The sequence below is a fragment of the Pseudomonas sp. FG36 genome (assembly GCF_057809275.1).
In genome coordinates this window covers 138,568-161,745 of the sequence record NZ_JBMDJQ010000009.1, presented here as the reverse complement: position 1 = coordinate 161,745, position 23,178 = coordinate 138,568, and the positions used below count along the sequence as shown (strand labels likewise).

General features: G+C 66.3%; 16 protein-coding genes. 9 read left to right on the top strand and 7 right to left on the bottom strand.

Annotated features, from left to right (window positions below; genetic code table 11):
- Nucleotides 1-73 precede the first annotated feature (73 nt).
- The 3 genes from ACODS9_RS10040 to ACODS9_RS10030 form a co-directional block, all read right to left on the bottom strand.
- Nucleotides 74-4,600 (bottom strand): NEL-type E3 ubiquitin ligase domain-containing protein, encoded by a 4,527-nt coding sequence (locus ACODS9_RS10040; RefSeq protein ID WP_489093842.1) that lies wholly within the window; start codon nt 4,598-4,600, stop codon nt 74-76.
- Between the two features lie 77 nt (nt 4,601-4,677).
- Nucleotides 4,678-7,038 (bottom strand): DNA polymerase II, encoded by a 2,361-nt coding sequence (locus tag ACODS9_RS10035; RefSeq protein ID WP_489093841.1) that lies wholly within the window; start codon nt 7,036-7,038, stop codon nt 4,678-4,680.
- A gap of 93 nt (nt 7,039-7,131) precedes the next feature.
- Complete coding sequence (locus ACODS9_RS10030) at nt 7,132-8,337, bottom strand: MFS transporter (protein WP_489093840.1); 1,206 nt, start codon at nt 8,335-8,337, stop codon at nt 7,132-7,134.
- A gap of 114 nt (nt 8,338-8,451) precedes the next feature.
- Between ACODS9_RS10030 and ACODS9_RS10025 the strand changes: the two genes are divergently transcribed.
- Entirely contained in the window at nt 8,452-9,363 is a 912-nt protein-coding gene (locus ACODS9_RS10025) for a LysR family transcriptional regulator (protein ID WP_367858832.1), read from the top strand.
- Here ACODS9_RS10025 and ACODS9_RS10020 read toward each other — a convergent pair.
- A complete protein-coding gene (locus tag ACODS9_RS10020; protein WP_046855076.1) occupies nt 9,344-10,264 on the bottom strand; it encodes a LysR substrate-binding domain-containing protein in 921 nt (306 codons plus the stop codon). The genes ACODS9_RS10025 and ACODS9_RS10020 overlap by 20 nt on opposite strands.
- A 171-nt stretch (nt 10,265-10,435) precedes the next feature.
- Between ACODS9_RS10020 and ACODS9_RS10015 the strand changes: the two genes are divergently transcribed.
- The 6 genes from ACODS9_RS10015 to ACODS9_RS09990 all read left to right on the top strand — a co-directional run bounded on the left by ACODS9_RS10015 (nt 10,436) and on the right by ACODS9_RS09990 (nt 15,063).
- Nucleotides 10,436-11,212: a YqcI/YcgG family protein gene (locus tag ACODS9_RS10015; RefSeq protein WP_046855075.1), complete on the top strand. Its 777-nt coding sequence runs from the start codon at nt 10,436-10,438 to the stop codon at nt 11,210-11,212.
- 2 nt (nt 11,213-11,214) lie between these two features.
- Nucleotides 11,215-11,847 (top strand): LysE family translocator, encoded by a 633-nt coding sequence (locus tag ACODS9_RS10010; RefSeq protein ID WP_046855074.1) that lies wholly within the window; start codon nt 11,215-11,217, stop codon nt 11,845-11,847.
- A 26-nt stretch (nt 11,848-11,873) separates the two neighbouring features.
- Nucleotides 11,874-12,974 (top strand): hypothetical protein, encoded by a 1,101-nt coding sequence (locus ACODS9_RS10005; protein WP_401109519.1) that lies wholly within the window; start codon nt 11,874-11,876, stop codon nt 12,972-12,974.
- Nucleotides 12,975-13,141: 167 nt separating this feature from the next.
- Nucleotides 13,142-13,807, top strand: a complete 666-nt coding sequence (locus ACODS9_RS10000) for a sel1 repeat family protein (protein ID WP_401109612.1) — start codon at nt 13,142-13,144, stop codon at nt 13,805-13,807.
- 128 nt (nt 13,808-13,935) lie between these two features.
- Entirely contained in the window at nt 13,936-14,559 is a 624-nt protein-coding gene (locus tag ACODS9_RS09995) for a ferric reductase-like transmembrane domain-containing protein (protein WP_489093839.1), read from the top strand.
- A 15-nt stretch (nt 14,560-14,574) separates the two neighbouring features.
- The gene (locus ACODS9_RS09990) at nt 14,575-15,063 is read left to right on the top strand and encodes an HvfX family Cu-binding RiPP maturation protein (RefSeq protein ID WP_046855071.1); all 489 of its coding nucleotides are present in this window, start codon (nt 14,575-14,577) and stop codon (nt 15,061-15,063) included.
- Nucleotides 15,064-15,132: 69 nt separating this feature from the next.
- On the opposite strand, the gene ACODS9_RS09985 is transcribed toward ACODS9_RS09990, so the two are convergent.
- From ACODS9_RS09985 to ACODS9_RS09975, 3 genes are read right to left on the bottom strand one after another with little or no spacing between them, the layout of a single operon-like run.
- On the bottom strand, nt 15,133-18,279 hold the full coding sequence (locus ACODS9_RS09985) for an efflux RND transporter permease subunit (protein WP_489093838.1): 3,147 nt from the start codon (nt 18,277-18,279) through the stop codon (nt 15,133-15,135).
- Between the two features lie 15 nt (nt 18,280-18,294).
- Nucleotides 18,295-19,521, bottom strand: a complete 1,227-nt coding sequence (locus ACODS9_RS09980) for an efflux RND transporter periplasmic adaptor subunit (RefSeq protein WP_489093837.1) — start codon at nt 19,519-19,521, stop codon at nt 18,295-18,297.
- 59 nt (nt 19,522-19,580) lie between these two features.
- Nucleotides 19,581-20,783, bottom strand: coding sequence for a TolC family protein (locus ACODS9_RS09975; protein ID WP_489093836.1), 1,203 nt, complete (start codon nt 20,781-20,783; stop codon nt 19,581-19,583).
- 212 nt (nt 20,784-20,995) lie between these two features.
- Here ACODS9_RS09975 and ACODS9_RS09970 point away from each other — a divergent pair, with 212 nt between their 5' ends.
- Together ACODS9_RS09970 and ACODS9_RS09965 are read left to right on the top strand one after the other, a co-directional pair.
- Nucleotides 20,996-22,216, top strand: a complete 1,221-nt coding sequence (locus tag ACODS9_RS09970; protein ID WP_263157888.1) for a putative DNA modification/repair radical SAM protein — start codon at nt 20,996-20,998, stop codon at nt 22,214-22,216.
- On the top strand, nt 22,213-23,055 hold the full coding sequence (locus ACODS9_RS09965; RefSeq protein WP_489093835.1) for a TIGR03915 family putative DNA repair protein: 843 nt from the start codon (nt 22,213-22,215) through the stop codon (nt 23,053-23,055). The genes ACODS9_RS09970 and ACODS9_RS09965 overlap by 4 nt, the downstream gene beginning before the upstream one ends.
- Nucleotides 23,056-23,178: the final 123 nt, after the last annotated feature.

Genomic DNA, 23,178 nt, shown 5'->3' with positions numbered 1-23,178 from the left:
TTGCTGACACCCTTTACGGAATCACCACTCCCGACCTTGAGCATAGTCCAAAGCCATCAAGGCCCAGGACATCTCAGCGTACGAAGATTTCCTGCTCCACGGCCATCTCCAGGGCATGGCGGGTGAGATCAAGCATCAGCGTATGCTGGGCCTGCATACGCGCCTCCTGTAACGTTTCGAACCGTTTGATGCGCTCCGCCTCCGACAGTTCTTCCTCCTTGATCAAGGCCTCCACACGTGCACGATAGGGTGTGTCAATAGCCTCGAAACGTTCAGGATAGACATGACGCAGTTGCTGTTGCCAAAAGTCCCTGTCAACCAGCGACAGCGCAAGTGTTTCGCTGTCTTCTGCCGCCAGCACGCGGTCACGCGCCCTGCCGACCTGTGGGGCGCCGATACCCGCCAGGTTGCGAAACAGCATCCCGTTGATGCGCAGGGGTAAGTCGAGACTGTCACGCAGCGCCAGTCGATAGGCCAGCAGCACCTCGATCTCATCCGGCTCCGCCCCCGCCGCCCGTCGCGCCTGAACATCCTCCAGGGCGATGCGGTCGACCGCGTCCAACCGCCACAGCTGACGTCCAAGACGCAGCAAGGCGCGTTCGCGATTGCCCACCACACTATCCTGACTCGCCCTCCACACCAGCAGACGCACTTCCAGATCACTGAACCGCAAGGTGACGCTGTCCTGGCAGGTGACATCCCGGGCATCGCTGAAAAGTGTTTCACGCAATTCGGTATCTGTACCCATGGCATTGAGCATATCCAATACCCTGAAGGCAAGATCGCGGGCGCCGGCCGGGCTGTCGAAGTCCGCCGTCGCCGACAGCCCGTTGAGCAACTGGAAGAATGCATCGCCGCTTTCGCTACCCTCCACCATCGCCCAGGCCGACCCCAGTTCGTCGCGGTGCGCATCATCGATCGCATCGAGCCAGCGCATTCGCGGCAATGTTTCAACCTCGGCGACTGTCACCGACGATTCGGCGTTGGCCATGGCGGCCTGTAACCGTTGTAGCTGGTCGGCGGAGAAGGGGTTGCCCTGTAGCCATACCCGCCCGCGAGTCCATGGCCGGGCCTGATAGAAGGTTTCGGGCAACTCGGTGATGATGTTGTTGCGCAGATCGAGCGTAACCAGCCGAGGGCACTCCAGCGTGCCGTGAGGCAACGAGTTCAGCCTGCAGTAACTCAGGCGCAACTCACTCAGCCGTGCCATTGCCCCCACCGAGAACGTACGTCCGAGTGGATTGTGGGAGAGATTCAAGTAGGTGAGCGCCTCGCAACCGGCGAGCACCGTGCTTTGGCCAGGGTCGAGCGCGATCTGGTTATTGTAGAGGTCCAGGCATTCCAAATAACGCATGTGCTGCAACTGCGTTGGCAGACGGGTCAATCTATTGCCCGGAAGTTCCAGCACCCGCAGGTTGGCAAATGCCTGGAGAAAGCTGTCGGGCACAGCCTCCAGTTCCATGCCGCGCAATGACAGGATGGCGACACGTTCAAAACGGATTTGCTCCGGCAACTCTGGCAAAACACCCGGCCTGGCGCCCATCTGGCTCCACCACAGCTCGATCGGCGGGAGTCGCTGAACGGGCTCTTCGAACGTGCTGCGCCGCCAGCACCTGATGAGCGCGTCACGAAAAAAACGTCGCTGTTCGCGAACCTCCCCACGTGGAGTGCTCCTGACCCAACGTTCCAGGTGCTGGCTCAGCAGTTCCGACTGCACACGCGTCGCATCCAGGACTTCCTCGACGTGCCGACCCGAGGCTTGAACCGACTGGACCCAAAGGTCAATCTCTACCTGGTCCAGGGCGGGAAACAGCCTATGCACCCTGTCGACCAGCGCCTGAGGCCTGCCTCGCCGCCATCCCCTTCCCGGCATACGGCCGCTCAACAGATATCCGTAGCGACCGTCCTCCAGGCGCGACGGCATGCATACTCCCGTTTTTGCAGGCGACAACAGGCGCTCGACAGCCTGGCGATCAGCCAGAGCGCGCCGCAGCACCACCTGCCGTAGACCTGCCGCGTAGGGGGGGGAGAGCCCCATTGCCGCAAGCTGGGCATCGTCATAGGCACCGGCCATCACCTCGAACAACTCACCGGGCTCCCCCAGAGCACCGCCCTGCTGATCCAGGCGCAGAAACCGGCCGTTGAGGTGGAGAAGCCTGGTCGTCGTGGCAAGCCCATCCTGACCTATTGCCACCGGCCCACTGGCATGCTCGTCGAACAAGCGCCAGCGTACGTCAGTGAAAGCACCCGACAGTCCATCGAGCAACCCGATCGCCACGCGCGCGAGATCCGCCGATTGCGGCATGGCGTAATGCAAGGCCTCCAGAACCCGCACCGTACGGATCCGCGCGACGCTGGCTCGCGCGCGCTCGGCCAGCCGCAAGGGTATCCGACCAGTCTCGAGCAGGCGCCGGTAATCGCCGGCATCGGCGGACTCAAGCAATGCCTGCGCCGCTCCCCGATGCAAGCCCGGAAACACTCGTCGCAGCGCGGCGGTGGCGGCTGTATCGGACTGCTGTGCGCTGTCGTACATGCGCTGCAACAACAACCGCCTGAGTGACCCGACCTGCTCCGCCAGCGCCGCGGACTCAAGTCCGGTCGCGCCCGTCAGCAGCCGAACGTGTTGCAGCAGATAGCGGTCTTCGCTGATCTGGCCGGTTTGCAGAGCATCGATCAACCGCTGGATCCGAGCGTCTAGTCGCAGGCGCAGGACGCTGTCGCAGAGCCAAGGGTCTGGCGGCTGATCGGCCATGTGCAGAGCGCGCAGATTCTCTGCATCAATACCATTGATTTTCAGCACCGCGTCAATCCTGGCATCGTCCAGTTCGTGAAATGGCCAGCCCAATCGACGAAACATCGAGCGCGCCCCCATCCACAGTGAGGGTTGGCTACTGGCCAACCGCCAAGCACCGGCTCCATTGCCGCACAACGCGGGGCCGAAACCCGCCCGGGGTCGCAACTGCCATGTCCCGTCCAGGCCATGTGGCTGCACTGGAAAATGCTGACCGTCCATTTCCACCCACGCTTGCCCGGCGTGCCTGAAGACGCCATTGGTATCCCGACTGGCAGCCAGCGGAGGTGCCTCACTGCAATATGAAGTCGGATCCTGATTCCACAATTTCACTCCACCATCCTCAAGCGGCGCTGGCACCAGACGGTCCACCAGCACCGAACGCGCCCATGCCTGACGCGCTATCGAAACGCCCGCACCGGTCGCCGCCATCACGGCAATATCGCGCAGTACATGCGTCAGATGATCGAGGGCCGCAGACGTATCGCCTTCATGCCAATCCGCCACACCATGGAAAACCTCGGTAAGCAGATCCCAGGCAAAGACCGCAAGCAGCGCGGCGCCAACCACAGGGACGAAGAACCCCGCCAGAGCGACAAGCATCCATCCCTCGGCGGCAAGCCGCCGGTCATGGGCCCGCTGCACCTCCCGGTCGATCTGCGCAACGGGGGGCGCAATCATTGCGGCATCATCCTTGATCTGCGCGATGCGCGCCGCCGCCAGTTGGTCGAACAGCGGCTGTGCCATGGGGCGCATGTGTACCTGGAGGTCGCGGGTGGCCCAGATCGTGACATCCCGGTACAACTCGATGACGGTCGAAAAGAAGCGCTGGCTGTCGCGGCGCCTCAGAAAACGGCTGAAGAACTTCAGGTAGGCGCCATCGCGCAAATGGCGACCCAGCCGCTTGCGGCTAAGGTGCTCCAGGTCGGGATGGGCACTCCAGGGGCCGTGTGGGTCACCCGGGATGTAGCAGAGGATGCGCTTGCTGGTATTACGCAACCAGCCCTGATCGACGACGTCAAACACGATGATCTGCTCCAGCGCGCACTCCAGCACGCGCAGTTGCTTGACAACCACCGGCGCCCCGTCCAGGGCCTGCGGCTCGCCATTGCGGCACACGCGCAGAAGCAGGTCGAGCTCGGCGGCGCTCAGGATGCCGTCGGCATTGGCCTTGTACGCATCGACAACAAACGTGGAATGCAGCAACCGCGCCAGCAACTCGCGCATGCTTTGCTCGCCGGGCGGGTCAAGGACTGCGTCCAGATGGCGCTGGTAGCGTGCGCCAGCATCCAGTTCGCGGCATAACCGGGCAAACCCGATCGCGCTGGGCTGGTCAAGACGCCCCCCGGCCCCGTCGAACAGGCCGTTGCCACGCGGCTGGCCGGTAGGTGTGGACTCGCTGGCGACGAAATTGCGCAGTGTGGCTTCCACCAGCGGTATCTGCGCATAGTCAGTACCCGAAACCGGAACCCGGGTGGTGAAGTACTGACCGCGCAACGGCACCGAATACCCTTGGCGAAACCACAGGGTGCCGACATCGACCCCTGTGGCGAATCGTTTGTCGAAGGCATCCTGCAAGGCCGCACCGACAAACGCTTCGATCCCCTGCACACGCCCCCAGCGCGCCTGCAGCCGTTGCCGGCAGTCAAGGCTGGTTTTGAGCGCGGCGCTCAGTTCCGCCAGAGGGGCATCGCCAAGCCCGTGCAACCACTCAGGCAGCCGCTTGGCAATCAGGCCATCCTGGAATGCCTGTTCGAGCCTGAGCGTGTCGTCGCTTTGCGCAACCCCTGAATCGCTGTCGGTGGGCATGCGTGGTCTCCTTGTGCTGGAGGCCACAGCTTAGGGAAAGCTGCCTTGCGACTCGCACTAGCCGGCTACCACCGCGCTCAGAACAGCGCCAGTTGACGATCGATCAGCGCCGCGAAGTCATCGCCGACAAAGGGCAGGATGGCATCGGCCACCGGTTGCAGCTGGCGGGTCAGGTAGTGGTCGTAGTCCAAGGGCGCCTGGCGGTTCTCCAAGGGCTCCGGGCCGGCCGTGGTGATGACATAGCTGATCCAGCCGCCGCGCTGGTACTGCAACGGGCGCCCGAGGCGGGCGTTGTACTCGTCCGCGAGCCGCGCCGCACGCACATGCGGCGGCACGTTGCGCTGGTAGTCGGCCAGCGGCCGGCGCAGGCGCTTGCGATAGACCAGCAGTTCATCCTGTTCACCGGCCAGGGTGCGCTCGATATAGCCGCGCACATAGTCGCGATAAGGCTGACCCCGAAATACCCGGCCATAGAGCTCCTGCTGGAACTGTCGGGCCAGGGGCGACCAGTCGGTGCGTACAGACTCCAGGCCCTTGTAGACCATCTCCTCGCTGCCGTCGCCACGTCGTACCAGGCCGGCATAGCGTTTCTTGCTGCCTTCGTCGGCGCCACGGATAGTCGGCATGAGAAAACGCCGGTAGTGGGTTTCGTATTGCAGCTCCAGGGCGCAGTCCAGGCCAAGGGTCTCGGCCAGGTGGCGGCGCCACCACTGGTTGACCTCGGCCACCAGCTCGCGGCCGATGCGCGCCGCGCCCTCTTCGTCGTGGGCGCCTTTGAGCCAGACGAAGGTGGAGTCGGTATCGCCGTAGATCACATCAAAGCCCCGCGCTTCGATCAGTGCCCGGGTCTGGCGCATGATCTGGTGCCCGCGCATGGTGATCGACGACGCCAGCCGCGGGTCGAAGAAGCGGCAGCCGCTGGAGCCAAGCACGCCGTAGAAGGCGTTCATGATGATCTTCAGCGCCTGCGACAGCGGCGCGTTGCCGTCACGCTTGGCCGCCTCGCGGCCCTGCCACACCCGTTCGACAATCGCCGGCAGGCAATGCTGGCTGCGCGAGAAACGCCCGCCGCGAAAGCCCTCCACCGAATGTGTGTCGTCCGGCTGGCGCAAGCCCTCGACCAGGCCCACCGGGTCGATCAGGAAGGTGCGGATGATCGAGGGATACAGGCTCTTGTAGTCGAGCACCAGCACCGAATCGTACAGGCCGGGCCGCGAATCCATGACGAAGCCGCCTGGGCTGGCCTCGCCCTCGACACTGCCCAGGTTGGGCGCGACATAACCCAGGCGGTGCATGTGCGGGATATACAGGTGGCAGAACGCGGCCACCGAACCGCCGCTGCGGTCCACGGCAAGGCCGGTGACCGAAGAACGTTCGAGCAGGAACTCCAGCAGCCGGGTATGGGCAAAGATCCGCGTGACCAGTTCGCAATCCTTGAGGTTGTAGCGGGCCAGGGCCGGCTTGTCCTCGGCGAACCGGCGGTTGATCTCGTCCATGCGCTGATACGGTGTGTCGATGGCCTTGCCCTCACCGAGCAACTGTTGCGCGACGCTTTCCAGGCTGAACGAGGGGAAGCTCCAGGTCGCCGAGCGCAGGGCCTCGATACCGTCGATCAACAACCGGCCCGGCGCCTCGGCGAAGAAATGGCTGCGGCTGCCATGCTCGCGCAGGTGCATCGGCGCGCCGTCGCGGCCCAGGCACAGCGGCACCTTCAGGCGCTGGGCATGCTCGTGCAGCAGGCGCAGGTCGAATTGCACCAGGTTCCAACCGATGATCGCATCGGGGTCGTGGCGAGCCAGCCACTGGTTGAGGCAGGTGATCAGTTCGGCGCGGTCGCCGCAGTAATGCAGGTCGAAATCCAGCTCGCCGGCCTCGCCGTTGGCTGGCCCGAGCATATAGACCTGACGCTGGCCGCAGCCTTCCAGGGCGATGCTGTACAGCTCGCCACGCTCGCTGGTCTCGATATCCAGCGACACCAGGCGCAAGGTTGGGCGATAGTCGGGGTCGGGCTTGAGCTGGGCATCGAGCAAGGTGCCCTGGTCGTCGGCGCGGCCATCGAAACGCACCGGCGCGGTGATGAAGCGTTCCATCAGGTAGCGCTCCGGCGGGCGGATATCGGCTTCGAACACCTCGATGCCCGCGCCGCGCAAGCGTTTTTCCAGGGCGATCAGCTGGCGGTGCTGGCGGCAGTACAGGCCCATGACCGGGCGCAGGTCGAAGTCGCGCAGTTGCAGCGGCTTGAGTTCGACGCCCTGTTCATCGGCCAGCAGCAAGCGGGCATGTTCGGCCTGGGCGGCGGGCAGGAAAGCCACCGAGGGCTGCGGGGCCAGGCGCACGCGCCGTGGCCCCTGGTCGGTGGCCAGCCAGAACTCCACGCAGGTGCCTTCGGGCGTGTCATGCCAGTGGCGGGTCAGGACGAAGCCTTGTTGCAATTGCACTGCGGGGGGACCTCGGATCGCTGCTTTGTTCGCACCTGCTGATTGTAACTGTCCTGTCGTCAGAAATGCTGCTTCGCGGATACGGACGTCGGGCTAGCGGGCGCCGGCGGCGAACCCGGCTCGGCGTCCACCCAGCACCAGCAACCATGCCAACCCCACCAGTGCCAGCACCACCGCGCCAAACGCCCCGACCCCGGCGCCCACCAGCAACAGCCCACCGATGATGCCACCCAGGGCGATGGCGCTGTTCCACACGGTCACCAGCATCGACTGCGCCACGTCGCCGCCCTCGCCCGCCGCATCGGCGCAGGCCGTTTGCAGCAGCGTCGGCGCACCGCCGTAGGTCAGCCCCCACAGCGCCACGCTGACATGCACCAACCAGGGTGCGCCTTGCACCTGCCCCAGCGCCAGGGTCGCCAGGGCGAAGCCGGCCAGGCACAGCAACACCAGCCCGCGCAGATGCCGATCGACCCCCAGGCCGACCAGGGCGATGCCGGCCAGCGAGGCCAGGCCGAAGGTCATCAGCACCTGGCCCACCGCGTCGGCCATGCCCGCCGCGGCGAGCAGCGGCACGATGTAGGTGTAGAGAATGTTATGGCCAAGTATCCACGCCAGGATCACCAGCAGCACCCGTGCCACACCCGGGGTGCGCAACACCGCCAGGGCCGCGGGGCGCTTGCCCGCAACCTGGCCGGGAAAGTCCGGTACTGCCCGCACCACCCAGGCGGCCAACAGCAATGCGGCCAGGGTCACCATCACGAAGGTGGCCCGCCATCCCATCAATGCCCCCAGCCAGGTACCGATGGGCAAGCCCAGCGACAAGGCGATGGGCTGCCCCAGCATCGCCACTGCCATGGCCTTGCCCTGCTGGGCCGGTGCCACCATGCGCCGCGCATGACCGGCGATCAGGCCCCAGGCCAGGCCGGCGGCGGCACCGGTGCAAAAACGCAGGAGCAAGGTGAGCGTGTTGTCCGAGGACACCGCAGTCAGCCCGTTGAACAGGATGAAGCCGCCAATGGCCAGCAGCAGTGCCCGGCGGCGCCACCAGCCTTGGGTCAGGGTCACCAGCGGGATGGCCGTGAGTAACGAACCCAAGGCGTAGGCCGTGACCCATTGCCCGGCCATGGCCTGGCTGATCTGCATACCGTCGGCGATCTGGTCGAGCAGACCGGCCGGCAGGGTCTCGCTGAGGATGGCGATGAAGCCGGTCAGGGCCAGCGCCAGCAAGCCGCTCAGGGGCAGGCGCGTGGCACTGGCGGGGGATACGCCGGCGCAGGCCGCCGAGGAAGGTGAATGCATGATGGTCTCCGGTTTGTCGAACAGGCAGGCATCTTGCTCCGCTGGGGTATTGCGGAAAAAGCCGGGTACAATTCCGCTCAGTCAGGACTTCAACGTCCGCAATCGGAGCACAGCATGGACAGCCTCAGTGGCTTCATGGTCTTCATCCGGGTCGCCGAAGCCCGCAGCTTCGTCGCCGCCGGCCAATCGCTGGGGATCAGCGCGTCAGCCGTGGGCAAACGCGTGGCCCGGCTGGAAGAGAAACTGGGAGTGCGCCTGTTCCACCGCAGCACGCGCAGCATCACCCTGACCGCCGAGGGCACGCTGTTCCTCGAGCGCAGCCGGCGTATCCTGGCCGAGATCGAGGCCACCGAGCAGGCACTTTCCCAGGCCAGCGGCGCGCCGCGCGGGCGCCTGCGGGTGAGCCTGCCGCAGGTGACCGGGTTGGTGATGCCGGCGCTGGCCGAGTTCATGGCGCGCTACCCGGAGATCGAACTGGACCTGGACTTCAGCGACCGCATGGTGGATATCGTCGGCGAGGGTTTCGACGTGGTGATGCGCGGCGGCCAGCCGCTGGATTCACGGCTGAACGCCAAGTTCCTCGGGCACTTCCAGCATCGCCTGGTGGCGTCCCCCGAGTACCTGCGCGAACGCGGCACGCCGCAGCACCCCCGCGAGCTCGGCGGGCACAGCTGCCTGCACTATCGTTTCCCCAGCAGCGGCAAGCTGGAAACCTGGCCGCTGCGCCGGGAACACCCCGAACAGGACTACGCCATTCCCATCTCGATGGTCTGCAACCATGTCGAGACGCGCATCTGCTTCGCCCTCAACCACCGTGGCATCACCTGCCTGCCGGACTTCAGCGTGCGCCGGGAGCTGGCGGCTGGCAGCCTGGTCAGCGTGCTCGACCCCTTCATGGAGCGGCGCGGCAGCTTCTACCTGCTGTGGCCATCCGGGCGGCAGATGCCGCCCAAGCTGCGGGTGTTCATCGACTTCATGCTCGAGCGGGTGCTGCCGGCCACCGACCTCAGCCGTACAGGTAGCTGATGTCCTTGTGCGACAGCGGCGGCACCTGCGCCACCAGGTAGTCGCGCAGCTTGTGCATCTGGTGGGCCTTGGGGCTGGACTTGAGCCAGGTCATGTAATAACCGTCGCCGGTGGCCACGGCGTGGGGGAACGGCGTGGCCAGGTTGCCGGCGGCGAGGTCGGCGCTGGCCAGCACCAGGTCGACCACCGAGATGCCCAGCCCCTGCTGGGCGGCTGAAATACCCTGGTCGAGGGTGTCGAACACCTGGCCCTGGTCGATGCTGATGTCCAGCGCGTCCATGCGCGCCAGCCAGCGTCGCCAGTCGCGACGGTCCGGCGAGGGGTGGAGGAATTCGCAACCGGAGAGCACCGACAGTTCCGGGCGCGCCTGCTCGAGGTAACTCGGGTGGCACACCGGGATCAGCCATTCATCGAACAACTTGAGGCTCTCCACATCCGCCGCGAAGCGCCCGTTACCCAGCAGGATGGCGCAGTCATAGGGCTCGGAATAGAAGTCCACCGCATCGATGTCCATCCACACGCTGGACAGCTGCACCGAACAGCTGTTGTCGACCTTCTTGAAGCCGTCCAGGGCCCGCAGCAGCCAGCGCACGGTGAGCGTGGACGGCGCCTTGAGCCGCACGCCGTAGCGATCCTGGCGCAACAGCGCGCAGGCATTCTCGATGATCTTGAAGCCGACCTTGAGTTCCTGGGCCAGCAGGCGGCCAGGCTCGGTCAGGCGCAGCTTGGGGCCGCGGCGCTCGAACAGGTCGCAGCCGAACAGGGCTTCGAGGGTCTTGATGTGGTGGCTGACCGCGCCCTGGGTAAGGGCCAGTTCCTGGGCCGCGCGGGTAAAGGAGCCATAGCGCGAGGCCACTTCGAAGGCGCGCAAGGCGTGCAAGGCTTGAATCCGTTCCGACATGGCGCCTTCCAGAGCATGAGTGAAGCTAATAGTAGGTCATAGATCCAGGCGTTTTACAACGCAGGACCCATCTCCGAAAATGCTGGTAAATAACAATTATATATAACCAACCTGCACCGATATGACGAAAAAGTTCTATTAACGCTGCATTCGGATCTACCTGGGGAAATCATGTTTACGGGTTATGGAATCTGCTACCGCCTGGATGCGCTAGAGCTAGCCGACGAACATGTCCAGAACCGCCACCACTGGACACACAAGACCATAGAACACTTCAAGGAAACCCTGGCCAACCCTGACTTCCCCTGCCTGTTCGGGCGCAAGGCAGTCACGGCGCGCACCTGCCATATCGTCTTCGCCCGCGCCGCACGACTGGCCGAGGATATCGCCGGGGGCCTGGCCGACTACATCGCCACCATCACGCCGATCCCGCTCAAGCAGCGTATCGGCAACCCGTTGCTGGTGTTTCTCGAAACGGCCGCCGACTCCTCGCTCGAGGCGCAGCAGGCGCTGGCCTGGGATGTGCTGCGCGAGGTCCACGCCCGTGACACGCTGCCATGGCCCGAGGAGATCCCGCAGGACCCGCATGACACACGCTGGTCATTCTGCTTCGCCGGCATGCCGCTGTTCATCAACATGAGCTTCCCCGCCCATCGCCTGATGAAAAGCCGCAACCTGGGCCCGCACATCGCCTTCGTCATCAACCCGCGGGAGAGCTTCGACGAGGTCGCCAGCGCCGGCACCGAGAGCGGCCAGCGCATCCGGGCGCGGATTCGCGAGCGGGTGCGCCACTACAACGACGGCGTCATGCCCCAGACCCTTGGCTTCTTCGGCCAGGACGACAACTTCGAATGGAAGCAGTACCAGTTGCAGGAGCCCGGCTCGCCAAGCCCGGCTCGCTGCCCGTTCCATACCCACGCAACAGCTGAACCTCTTACCGAGAACTGAACGTGAATACCGCACTCACCGCCACCTATGCCCTCACCGTCCTGCTGCTGATCGCCACGCCCGGCCCGGTGGTGGCCCTGATCGTCAACACCGCCGCCGCCTCGGGCTCGCGCAAGGCCCTGTTCACCGCGGTCGGCACCAACTGGGCCTCACTGGTGCTGATCGGCGCGGCCGCCTGGATCATCCTGACCAGCGCGGCCATCGACAAGGCCTGGCTCAGCGGCATGAGCCTGCTGGGCTGCCTGTTCATCGGCTACATCGCCCTGGGTACCCTGCGCGAAGCGCTGCAGGCCCCGGCCGAGGACGCCACCCAGGCCGCAACCGGCGTGCAACCGGGCCGTGGCGGCCTGCTGCAGGGTTTCATGGTCGGCATCTCCAACCCCAAGGACATCATCTTCTTCATCGCCTTCTTCCCGCAGTTCATTCAGATCACCGAGTCGTTCGGCAAGAGCATGGTGGTGCTGTCGCTGCTGTGGATCGCCATCGATTTCGCCGTGCTCAGCCTGTACATCTTCGCCATCGGCAAGATTGCCTCGCCGCGCAGCAACCGCCTGATCAGCCTGGCGTCGGGCGTCGCCCTGCTGCTGATCGCCGCGGTCGGCCTGGCCTACAACATCAGGGAACTGGCCGCCTGAGCCTGCCCTCACACCAAGGAGCGCCCATGACACCGATCGACAGCGCCACCCCCGGCAGCATGGGCACACCCTACCCCTTGGCAGAGGATTACCAGCGCTTCCTGCAACTGGGCAGCCGCCGGGCGCCGCACACGCTGTACGTGCATGAACGCGGCTACCGTTCCGGCACCATCAACACCGACGCATTGGGCATGCGCTACAGCCATTGCGCCGGCAAGCGCTTCTCGGTGGCCGAGCGCGGCGGCGCGGCGCGGGTCAACCTTCTGGTGGGCGGCTCCACCGCCATGGGCATCGGCGCCAGCTCCGACGAGCACACCGTGGCCTCGTACCTGTCGATGCTGACCGGCGAGATCTGGCTGAACCTGACCGGTTGCGGGCTCAATGCCACGCAGGAACTGCTGATGTTCCTCACTCACCAGCACCGCTTCGGCCAGATCGGCCATGTAGTGGTGCTCAGCGGCCTCAACTCGCTGGCCCAGGAGGCCCTGGCCGAGGTATTGGCCGGCGCGCAGGACCCGCATCGGGCGCAGGCCTACCAGGATTTTCTCAATCGCTTCAACGAAGGGGTGCAAGCCACCGGCGAGGCACGCCGCGAATCGCTCTGGCAGCGCCTGGGCCAGGTCCTGGCGCCTGCGCGACAACCGCGCTGGCCGGACATCGAGCCGCTGTCCAGCCCCGACAAGCGTCTGATCCGCGCCGCCGATTGCGTCGGCCGGACCCTGCGTCAATGGGATCGCCTGCTGGCCGACGGCCACACCACCCTCACCTTCATCCTCCAGCCACTGCTACCCTGGTGCCGCGAGGTCGTGCCCAGCGCCGAACAGGCCATGCTCGGCGAGCTCGAGCGCCAGCCGTCGAATTTCGATCGCCTGCTCGGCGACACCTTCGACAGCCAACTGCACATGGCTTTCTTTCGCCGTATCAAGAACCAGGCCGAGCCGGTGCCGTGCTATGACATGAACAGCATGCTCAGCAGCTCGCCGGTGTTCAGCGAACACCTGTTCGTCGACCGCTTGCACTTCAACGACCTGGGCAACAACGCGCTGGCCAAGGTGATTACCGCCAAGTTGGGCCTGGCCCAGGAAAGACAGGCCCTGCGCAAGGTCGCACCGATCAAGCTGGTCTGATGGCCGTACGCCGGGCTTTCGGGGAAGGGGCGCGGATGGATAGAATACGCTGTCGTCGCTCCTGATTTGCCCGAGGCAACCGCGTAACTGCCATGACCATCCCAGCCGCCCCTTCGTTTTCGGCCCGCCGTCAGGGTCGCAGCCATCGCACCAGCCTGGCCGTGGCGATGCCGTTGCTGCTGGCCGCCGTCGGCGCCCAGGCCCTGGAAGTGAACATCGACCCCCATGCCGACCTGCTGTACCGCCAGGCATTGCCCCTGCTGGAACAGGCCGACAACCAGGACGACAGCGCCAGCCCGCTGCGCACCGCCATTGGCGACCCCGAGCTCAGCCGCCAGGGCCAGGCCATGGCGCACACACTGCCCACGGCCGTGGCGCTGCTGAAAAAATCCGTCGCCCTCGGCCACCCGGTGGCCCAGTATCGCCTGGCGCTGTACTACACCACCTATTTGCCGGCCAACCAGATCGCCGAGGCCGCCTGCCCCTTGCTCGAGGCCAGCCTCAAGCAAGGTTTTGCTCCACCGGCGCTGGCCATCGCCCACTGGTGCACACCCTACAATGCCAGCCCGGCCTACCGCGAGGCCCTGGAGGCAGTCCCGAGCATGGCCACCCTGTATGCCGCCTACTATCCGCAGCCGGCCACCCGCCTGGCCTGCAATCGCAGCCGGCCGCAGGGCCTGCAACTGCAGTGGGGACGCCAGCGTGACTACCAGGCCGAGATCTACCGGCTGCTGGGTGAGCTCGATCCGCGCCAGCGTCAGACCTTTCTGCAGAAGGCGGTGGAGATCAATGGTTGCGCGGCGGCGCAGCAGCGTCTGACCAGTACCCGCTGAGCGCCACTACACAGCGATACATAACACCGCCCTCCTCGACACACTGTCGATACCCCGCCAGCACAGACTTCCGGCCAGCACAGCGCGACGGCAACCCGCCGTCGCCGAGCACGCCGGAAACCCTGCCCATGAAAGCGTTACCACTGCCCTCTGGCTGGAAGCTGTTCCACGCCCTCGCGGCCCTGACCCTGCTGATGACCGCTGTGGTGCTTGTCACCCATCCGTTGGGGGTCGACGGCCTGCGCAGCGCCATTCGCGCCACGGCACGCAGCTCTTTCGCACTGTTCCTGCTGACCTTCCTGGCCTCGACGCTGGTCACCCTGCTACCCAGCCAGGCCAGCCGCCAGTTGCTCCGTGAACGGCGCTACCTGGGCCTGGCCTTCGCCTTCTCGCATACGGTCCATGGCGTGCTGATCTACCTATATGCGCAACGCTACCCGGAGTTGTTCTGGGCCGGGCGCAGCGCCGTGGCGAACATCCCGGGCTCGGTGGGTTACCTGTTCATCCTGTTGCTGGCCCTGACCTCGTTCAAGGCACCGATGCGCCTGCTTGGCCCACGCCTGTGGAAAGGCCTGCACAGCACCGGCACCTGGGTGCTGGCGGCGGTGTTCTGCCTGTCGCTCTACAAGCGCATCCCCATGGGCGGTTGGTACCCGCTGGCGTTCGCCCTGATGTTCGCCGCCATCACCCTCAAGCTCATCGCCAAGCAGGCCCAGCGCTCACGCCGGGCCGCCACTGCCCTGTCGCACTGACCCAAGGAGATCACCATGCTGACAAATACCCTGACTCGCCCGTTCATGGCCCTCGACCGGGCTGGTAGCTGGAGCGCCGACCTGCCGCTGCGTCTGTTCCTGGCCTGGGAGTTCTTCGAATCGGGCCTGGAGAAGTTCAATGGCGCCAACTGGTTCGCCGACCTGCAAGGCAGTTTTCCGTTCCCGTTCGACCTGCTGCCGGCGGGCCTGAACTGGCAACTGTCGATGTGGGCCGAGCTGCTCTGCCCGCTGCTCCTGCTGCTCGGCCTCGGCACCCGCCTGGCCTCGGCGGTGCTGATGGTGGTGACGGTAGTGGCGATCGCGGCGGTGCACTGGCCAAGCCAGTGGTCGAGCCTGGCGGAACTGGGGCGGGGGTATGCGATCACCGACCAGGGGTTTGGCAACTTCAAGCTGCCGCTGATCTACCTGGTGGCGTTGTTGCCACTGCTGTTGAAAGGTTCTGGAAGGTTGAGCCTGGACCACTGGCTGTGGCGTCGGCGTTGAAGCGTCGCGGAGCAAGCCCGCTCCCACAGTGATGCTTGCGTGGGAGCGGGCTTGCCCCGCGATAGAGGCTCACACAGTCTCGGCCTCATCGCGCCGGTGCGCCCACTGGTACAACGCCGGCAGCACCAGCAAGGTCAGCGCCGTCGACGACAGGATCCCGCCGATCACCACCGTCGCCAGCGGTCGCTGCACCTCGGCACCGGTGCCAGTGGCCAGGGCCATCGGGATGAACCCGAGCGATGCCACCAGCGCGGTCATCAGCACTGGCCGCAAGCGGGTCAAGGCGCCCTCCTCGACTGCGGCACGCAGGCCGCGCCCTTCCTCGCGCAGGTTGCGGATGAAGGCGATCATCACCAGACCGTTGAGCACCGCCACCCCGGAAAGCGCGATAAAGCCCACGCCCGCCGAGATCGACAGCGGAATGTCGCGCAGCCACAGCGCCAGCACGCCACCGGTGAGGGCGAAAGGAATCCCGGTGAACACCAGCAGACCGTCCTTGAGGTTGTTGAACATCATCAGCAACAAGGCCATGACCAGCAGCAACGACACCGGTACCACCACGCGCAGACGCTCGGCCGCCGACTGCAGCTGCTCGAACTGGCCGCCCCAGCGGGTCCAGTAGCCCGGTGGGATCTGCACCTGGTCGATCAAGGTCTGCGACGCCTCTTCGACGAACGAGCCCAGGTCACGCCCGCGCACGTTGGCACTGACCACCACCACACGCTTGCCGTCTTCGCGGCTGACCTGGTTGGGACCCAACTGCAGATTCAGCGTGGCCACCTGGGACAACGGGATGAAGCCGATCTGCGCAGCGCCCGCGGCGGCACTGGCCGGCACCGGGATCAGCAGGCTCGACAGCCCGTCGACATCGGTGCGCAGCGCCTCGGACAGACGCACCACCATGTCGAAGCGACGGTCGCCTTCGTACAGGGTACCGGCGGTACGGCCCCCCACGGCGATGGCAATGGCATCCTGCACATCGCCCACGTTCAAGCCGTGGCGGGCGGCCTTGTCGCGGTCGATATCGATGGTCAGCACCGGCAAGCCGGTGGTCTGCTCGACCTTCACCTCGGACGCCCCCGTCACTTGCTGCAAGCTGGTGGCGATCTGCGCGGCGGTGCGGTTGAGCACCTCCATGTCATCACCGAACACCTTCACCGCCACATCGCTGCGCACCCCGGAAATCAGCTCGTTGAAGCGCAGCTGGATCGGCTGCGACAGCTCGTAGTTGCTGCCCGGCACGCTGGCCGCCGCCTGCTGCACCTCGGCGATCAGCGCGTCCCGCGACTTGCTCTGGTCCGGCCACTGCTCACGCGGCTTGAGCATCACGTAGGCGTCGGAAATGTTCGGCGGCATCGGATCGGAGGCGATCTCGGCGGTGCCGGTGCGGGCGAACACTCGCTCGACTTCCGGCACCCGCTCGATGATGGTCTTCTCCAGGCGCTGCTGCATGTCCACCGACTGCGACAGGCTGGTGCCCGGCACACGCAGGGCCTGCAGGGCGAAGTCACCCTCGCTGAGGCTGGGGATGAACTCGCTGCCCATGCGGCTGGCCAGCACACCGGACAGCAGCACCAGGGTGGCGGCGCCGGCAAAGGCCAGGTTGCGCCGGCCCAGCACCCACTCCAGCACCGGGGCATAACGACGGCGGGCGGTGCGCATGACCACGCCCTCTTCTTCCTTCACCTTGCCGGTGACGAACAGCGCGAGGGCCGCGGGGACGAAGGTCACCGAGAGGATCATCGCCCCCAGCAGCGCCATCACCACGGTGAAGGCCATGGGGTGGAACATCTTGCCCTCGACCCCGGTCAGGGCAAAGATCGGCAGGTACACCACCATGATGATCAATTGCCCGTAGATCAGCGGTCGGCGCGCCTCGCGGGCGGCGGCAAACACTTCGTGGAAGCGCTCGGAACGGGTCAACATGCGGCCATGATGCTGCTGGGCATGGGCCAGGCGGCGAATGGCGTTCTCGACGATCACCACCGCGCCGTCGACGATGATGCCGAAGTCCAGCGCACCCAGGCTCATCAGGTTGGCGCTGACCTTGTTGCTGAACATGCCGGTAAAGGTGAACAGCATCGACAACGGGATGACCATGGCGGTGATCAGCGCGGCGCGGATGTTGCCCAGGAACAGGAACAGCACCGCGATGACCAGGATCGCGCCTTCGATGAGGTTCTTCTTCACCGTGGCGATGGCCTTTTCCACCAGGTTGGTGCGGTCGTACACGGTGATCGCCACCACGCCCTTGGGCAGGCTGCGGTTGATCTCCTCGAGCTTGGCCGCCACCGCCTGGGACACCGTGCGGCTGTTCTCGCCGATCAGCATGAACACCGTGCCCAGCACCACTTCCCGGCCGTTCTCGGTGGCGGCGCCCGAGCGCAGCTCCTGGCCCAGGCCGACCTGGGCCACGTGGCTGACGCGGATCGGCGTGCCGTCGACGCTGGAGATGACAATGCTGGCGATGTCCTCGGCCGAAGCCACCTGGCCCGGAGCGCGGATCAGCAATTGCTCGCCGTTGCGTTCGATATAGCCGGCGCCAACGTTGGCGTTGTTGCGCTCCAGGGCGGCGATCAGGTCGTTGAGGGTCAGCTTGTAGGCTGCCAGGCGCTTGGGCTCCGGGGCGATCAGGTACTGCTTGGCGTGGCCGCCGATGCTGTTGACCTCGGCCACGCCAGGCACATTGCGCAGCTGCGGCTTGATGATCCAGTCCTGGATCACCCGCAGGTCGGTGGCGGTATAGGGTGTGCCGTCGTCCTTCAGCGCGCCTTGCGTGGCCTCGACCGTCCACAGGAAGATCTCGCCAAGGCCGGTGGAGATCGGCCCCATGGCCGCCTCGATGCCCTCGGGCAACTGCTCGCGCGCCACCTGCAGGCGCTCGTTGACCAGTTGCCGGGCGAAGAAGATATCGGTGCCGTCATCGAAGATCACCGTTACCTGCGACAAGCCCGAGCGCGACAGCGAGCGGGTCTGCTTCAGGCCCGGCAACCCGGCCATGGCGGTCTCGATGGCGAAGGTGATGCGCTGCTCGGTCTCCAGGGGCGAATAGCCCGGCGCGGCGGTGTTGATCTGTACCTGCACGTTGGTGATGTCGGGCACGGCGTCGATGGGCAGCTTCTGGTAGCTGTGGATGCCCACGGCGGCCATCAGCACCACGGCGAGCATCACCACCAGGCGCTGCTCGATGGCGAATTGGATCAGGCGTTCGAACATGGAAGGCGTCCCCGGTCAGTGGCTGTGTTCGGCCGAGCCTTTGCCCAGCTCGGACTTGAGGACGAAGCTGCCGGCGGCGGCCACTTCGGTACCGGCGGCCAGGCCTTCACGGATCTCCACCTGGCCGGCATCACGCCGGCCGGGCTTGACCGGGCGGGCCGCGAACCCTTCATCGGTGCGGGCGAACACCACGGTCTGCTCTTCCCAGGTCTGCAGGGCGCTTTCCGGCACCACCACCGCGGCGTCGAAGCGTTCGACGGTGACCGCGATATTGACGAACAACCCGGGGCGCCAGGCGCCATTGGGGTTGGCCAGGGTGGCGCGCACGGTGGCGGCGCGGTTCTGCTCGCCGAGCAGGCTGCCGACGTAGTTGACCTTGCCCTCCACCTGGGCGCCGAGGTCCGGCGCGCTGACGGTGACGCCACGGCCACTGACCACCTTGTCCAGGTCACGCGGGGCCACGGCGAAGGTGGCCCAGACCCGGCTCAGGTCGGATAGCGTGAAGGCATTGCTGGTCTCGTCCACCACCTCGCCCACGGTCAGGTGCTTTTCCACCACCACTGCGTCGAACGGTGCGCGCAGCTCGTAGCGGTTGCCCTTGCCGGCCGGCGCCACCGCGGCGACCTTCTGCCCGGCGTTGGCGGCGGCGATCTCGGCCTCCTGCAGCGCCTGGCGGGCCAGCAGGTAGTCCTGCTCGGCACTGATGCGCTCCTGCCACAGCTGTTTTTCACGCGTGAAGGTCAGCCGGGCCAGCTCCAGGCGCCGTTGCGCGGCCTGCTGCTCGCTGCGCAGCTCGGAGATCTGCTGGCTGGCGATCACCGCCAGCACCTGGCCGCGTTTGACCGCCTGGCCCAGCTCGGCCTGCACCGACTCGACCACGCCAGGAACCCGTGGCACCACATGAGCGGTGCGGTCTTCGTCGAAACGGATTTCGCCGGGGAAGCTGATGGCGGTGCCCAAGGTGCGCGGACCGGCGGTGGCCAACTGCACGCCGGCGGCGCGGATCTGCTCGGCAGTCAGGTGCAGCTGGCCCTCCTCCTCGCCATGCCCCTCGCCTGCGGACTCGCCGTGGCCGTGTCCGTCGTCCTTCTCTTCGTCATGGCCGTGGCCGGCTTCGCCGTGGTCGTCGTGTTGGGCCTGGCCGCTGCCGGCCTTGCCGAGGGTGCCGGTCCAGGCCGCGCCACCGAGGCCGATAACGGCCAGGGCGGCGGCGAGGATGGCGAGCTTGCGTGGGTTGGTCATTGTTGCTCCTGCTGGAAAAGTCGTTGCAGTTCAGGGCCTGCCCCGCGATGGGACGAGGCTCAAAGCTCGCCGTAGATCCGCTCCACCTGCGCCCGGGCATCGGTCGCCTGGGCCAGCGCGTCAAGGTAAAGCCCGCGCGCCTCGATCAGCGTGCGCTGGGCATCGAGCACATCGAGGAAGGCGAACTTGCCCATCTCGAAACCTCGGGTGGCGGTGTCCACTGCCTGCTGGGCGGCGGGCAGGATGGTGCGGTCATACGCCTGCACCTCGCCCATGGCCGTGCCCCACTGCTCCAGGGCACTGCGGGTTTCGCTGCGCAGGCGCAGTTCGACGGCGTTGCGCAGATCGCGGGCCTGGTCGGCGCGGCGCGCGGCGGCCAGTACGTTGCCCTGGTTGCGGTCGAACAGCGGCAGCGGCATGGACAACCCCACCACATTGACCCGCTCACGCTCCTCACGGCTGTACTGGCTGCCCAGGCTCACGGTCAGGTTGGGGATGCGCTGGGCCTTCTCGGAGCCCAGGCTGGCATCGCCACGCTCGATCTGCGCCGCGGCCAGGCGCCATTCGGCGGTCTGCTCGACCGTGGCCAGCAGGCGTTCGGCCTTGGGCGCCGGGCCTGGCGAGAGCGAGCTGGCGTCGAGTCGGTCGAAGCGGGCCTCGGCGCTGCCGGTCAGCCGCGCCAGGGCTTGATTGGCCACTGTGCGTTCGGTTCGCGCCCGGCGCACCGCCGCCTCGGCCTGGGCCAGCTGCACCTGGGCGCGGGTGGCCTCCACTGGCGAGGACTGCCCCGCGCGCACCCGCCCCTCCACCACCCGCAGGCCGCGTTCGGTCAGCGCCTGCGATTGCTGCGCCAACTCCAGCGCGGTCTGCGCCCGCAAGGCGGCATGGAAAGCCTGGATCACATCGGCGCGCAGGCTGTTGCGCTGGCGCTCGAGCTCCAGACGGGCGACCGCCTGGCCGGCCTCGGCGACCTCGATCCGCGCATCGCGCTTGCCGCCCAGTTCCAGGGCCTGGCTGAGGGTCACGGTGGTGGTACTGGTGTCACGGCGGGTGTCCTCGACCTCCCACGACAGCTCGGGGTTGGGAATCAGCCCGGCCTGACGGCGCTCGCCTTCGGCGATGCCGATCTCGCGGCCGATGGCGGCGAAGTCCGGGTTCTGGGCAAATGCAGCGGTGAGCGCCTGGTCCAGGCTCAGGCCCTCGGCGCCGGCAGGGCCGGCCAGCAACAGGCAGAGCAAGGCGATCTTGCGGGGGATGGGCACGGCGGAAGTCCTCGTCGACAAGCGGCGGAATGCTTTGGCGAGGGACTTTAGGGAGCCTTGGTTATCTGGGGGGTGGCGTGAAGATTACAATTCTGTAATCGAACGTTCGGGCGTTTCACGGGGACCTTGCAGCGCCTGGCGGATCAGAAGCCCTTGCCATCAGACCAATCCCGAAATACTGTATGAATATTCAGTATTCAGCGGGCCGCCCCATGCAACTCATCGCCAAACTCGGCATCCTCGCCGACGCCGCCAAGTACGACGCGTCCTGCGCCAGCAGCGGCGCGCCCAAGCGCAGCTCGCGCGGCCGCGACGGCCTCGGCGCCACCGATGGCATGGGCATCTGCCACAGCTACACCCCCGATGGCCGCTGCGTGTCGCTGCTCAAGGTGCTGCTGACCAACTTCTGCCTGTACGACTGCCAATACTGCGTCAACCGCCGCTCGAGCAACGTGCCCCGGGCACGCTTCAGCCCCGAGGAGGTGGTGCGCCTGACCCTGGACTTCTACCGGCGCAACTGCATCAGCGGCCTGTTCCTCAGCTCAGGCATCATCCGCTCCGCCGACTACACCATGGAGCAGCTGATCCGGGTGGCGCGCCTGCTGCGCGAAGAACACGCCTTTCGTGGCTATATCCACCTCAAGACCATTCCCGACGCCGACCCGCTGCTGATCGAGGAAGCCGGGCGCCTGGCCGACCGACTGAGCGTGAACATCGAACTGCCCACCGACGCCAGCCTTCAGCGCCTGGCCCCGGAAAAGCGCGCCAGCACCATCCGCCAGGCGATGGGCGTGATCCACCACGGCCAGCAGGCCGTCGCCGGCGAGCCGCGCGCGCCACGCTTCACCCCCGCCGGGCAGAGCACCCAGGTGATCGTCGGCGCCGACGCCACCGACGACAGCACCTTGTTGCGCAACGCCGAGTCGCTGTATCAGGGCTATGGGCTCAAACGGGTCTACTACTCCGCCTTCAGCCCGATCCCCGACAGCCCCTCCAGCGTGCCCCTGGCCGCGCCGCCGCTGCTGCGCGAACACCGCCTGTACCAGGCCGACTTCCTCTTGCGCGGCTACGGCTACAAGGCCGGCGAACTGCTGGGCGGGGCCGGCAACCTGGCCCTGGACATCGACCCCAAGCTGGCCTGGGCGCTGGCCAACCGCGAGGTCTTCCCGCTTGACGTCAACCGCGCCGAGCCGGCGTTGCTGGCGCGCATCCCCGGTATCGGCCTGCGCAGCGTGCAGCGCCTGGTCGCCCTGCGCCGGGAACGGCGCATCCGCTACGACGACCTGATCCAGTTGCGCTGCGTGCTGGAGAAAGCCCGTCCGTTCATCGTCACCAGCGACTACCGCCCGGCCCAGGCCGAGCTGCGCAGCGGCCTGCTGAGGGCCCGCCTGCGTGAACCCCAGGCGCCTGTGCAGATGGGGCTGTGGGGATGATCGCGCTGGATTGCGGCGATGATTTCGCCATCTGGCGCGACCAGGCCCGCCAACTGCTCGGCCACGGCATCGATCCGGCCACGGTGACCTGGGGTCAGACCTGGATGGATGACTTGCTGGCCGTGCCCACGCCCCTGCCCGCAGGCCCCGGTCCGTTCCACGCCCGCGTGCCGGCGGCGCTGCTGACCCAGCTGGAACAGGCCGGGCGCTACCGCGGCGAGCAGCGCTGGAACCTGTTGTACGAGGTGCTGTGGCGCGTCGCCCATGGCGATCGCACCGCGATGCTGGCCGGCGACCGCCTGGGCAGCGAGCTGCAACGACGCATCCGTCAGGTCGGCCGGGAGGCTCATCACCTGCATGCCTTCGTGCGCTTCGTGCCACTGCCCGAGGCGCTGGCCGAGCAGTTGCAGCTGGACCTGGTGGCCTACCATGAACCCGCGCATGACATCCTCGACAGCGCCAGCGCGCACTTCGCCGAACGTCTGGGCCGCCAGCGCTGGCTGATCGCCACGCCCCACGACGGCATCCGCTACGACGGCGCGCAACTGGACTACCGTCGCCAGTGCCCGCAAGACTGGCGGCAATGGGCGCGCAACGCCGACGACCCCGGGGCCGAACTGTGGCTGGCCTACTACCGGCACACCTTCAACCCCGCCCGGCTCAACCCCGGCGCGTTGCGCCAGCATCTACCCGGACGCTTCTGGCGTCATCTGCCCGAGGGACCGCTGATCCCCGAGCTGGTGGGCCAGGCACGGCACGGCAAGCAACGTGACGGCCAGGCGCTGGAAATAGGCAGGCAACAAGGTAAACGGATTGGCACAGGTGGCACCGATCGATAGGTGTGGCTGTGGGCAAACCAATCCATTCGAATGGAAAAATGTGAAAATTTCATCACTTTCAATTCATACGCACTGTTCTTGATCGGGCAATCCCGACATACTTATTGCTAATCGTTCTCATAA

What these genes read in the sequence shown, in the direction of transcription:
- ACODS9_RS10040 (WP_489093842.1), bottom strand. Translation starts at nt 4,600, where the DNA reads ATGCCCACCGACAGCGATTCAGGGGTTGCGCAAAGCGACGACACGCTC.
- ACODS9_RS10030 (WP_489093840.1), bottom strand. Translation starts at nt 8,337, where the DNA reads ATGCATTCACCTTCCTCGGCGGCCTGCGCCGGCGTATCCCCCGCCAGT.
- ACODS9_RS10025 (WP_367858832.1), top strand. Translation starts at nt 8,452, where the DNA reads ATGGACAGCCTCAGTGGCTTCATGGTCTTCATCCGGGTCGCCGAAGCC.
- ACODS9_RS10020 (WP_046855076.1), bottom strand. Translation starts at nt 10,264, where the DNA reads ATGTCGGAACGGATTCAAGCCTTGCACGCCTTGCGCGCCTTCGAAGTG.
- ACODS9_RS10015 (WP_046855075.1), top strand. Translation starts at nt 10,436, where the DNA reads ATGTTTACGGGTTATGGAATCTGCTACCGCCTGGATGCGCTAGAGCTA.
- ACODS9_RS10005 (WP_401109519.1), top strand. Translation starts at nt 11,874, where the DNA reads ATGACACCGATCGACAGCGCCACCCCCGGCAGCATGGGCACACCCTAC.
- ACODS9_RS10000 (WP_401109612.1), top strand. Translation starts at nt 13,142, where the DNA reads ATGCCGTTGCTGCTGGCCGCCGTCGGCGCCCAGGCCCTGGAAGTGAAC.
- ACODS9_RS09995 (WP_489093839.1), top strand. Translation starts at nt 13,936, where the DNA reads ATGAAAGCGTTACCACTGCCCTCTGGCTGGAAGCTGTTCCACGCCCTC.
- ACODS9_RS09990 (WP_046855071.1), top strand. Translation starts at nt 14,575, where the DNA reads ATGCTGACAAATACCCTGACTCGCCCGTTCATGGCCCTCGACCGGGCT.
- ACODS9_RS09985 (WP_489093838.1), bottom strand. Translation starts at nt 18,279, where the DNA reads ATGTTCGAACGCCTGATCCAATTCGCCATCGAGCAGCGCCTGGTGGTG.
- ACODS9_RS09980 (WP_489093837.1), bottom strand. Translation starts at nt 19,521, where the DNA reads ATGACCAACCCACGCAAGCTCGCCATCCTCGCCGCCGCCCTGGCCGTT.
- ACODS9_RS09970 (WP_263157888.1), top strand. Translation starts at nt 20,996, where the DNA reads ATGCAACTCATCGCCAAACTCGGCATCCTCGCCGACGCCGCCAAGTAC.
- ACODS9_RS09965 (WP_489093835.1), top strand. Translation starts at nt 22,213, where the DNA reads ATGATCGCGCTGGATTGCGGCGATGATTTCGCCATCTGGCGCGACCAG.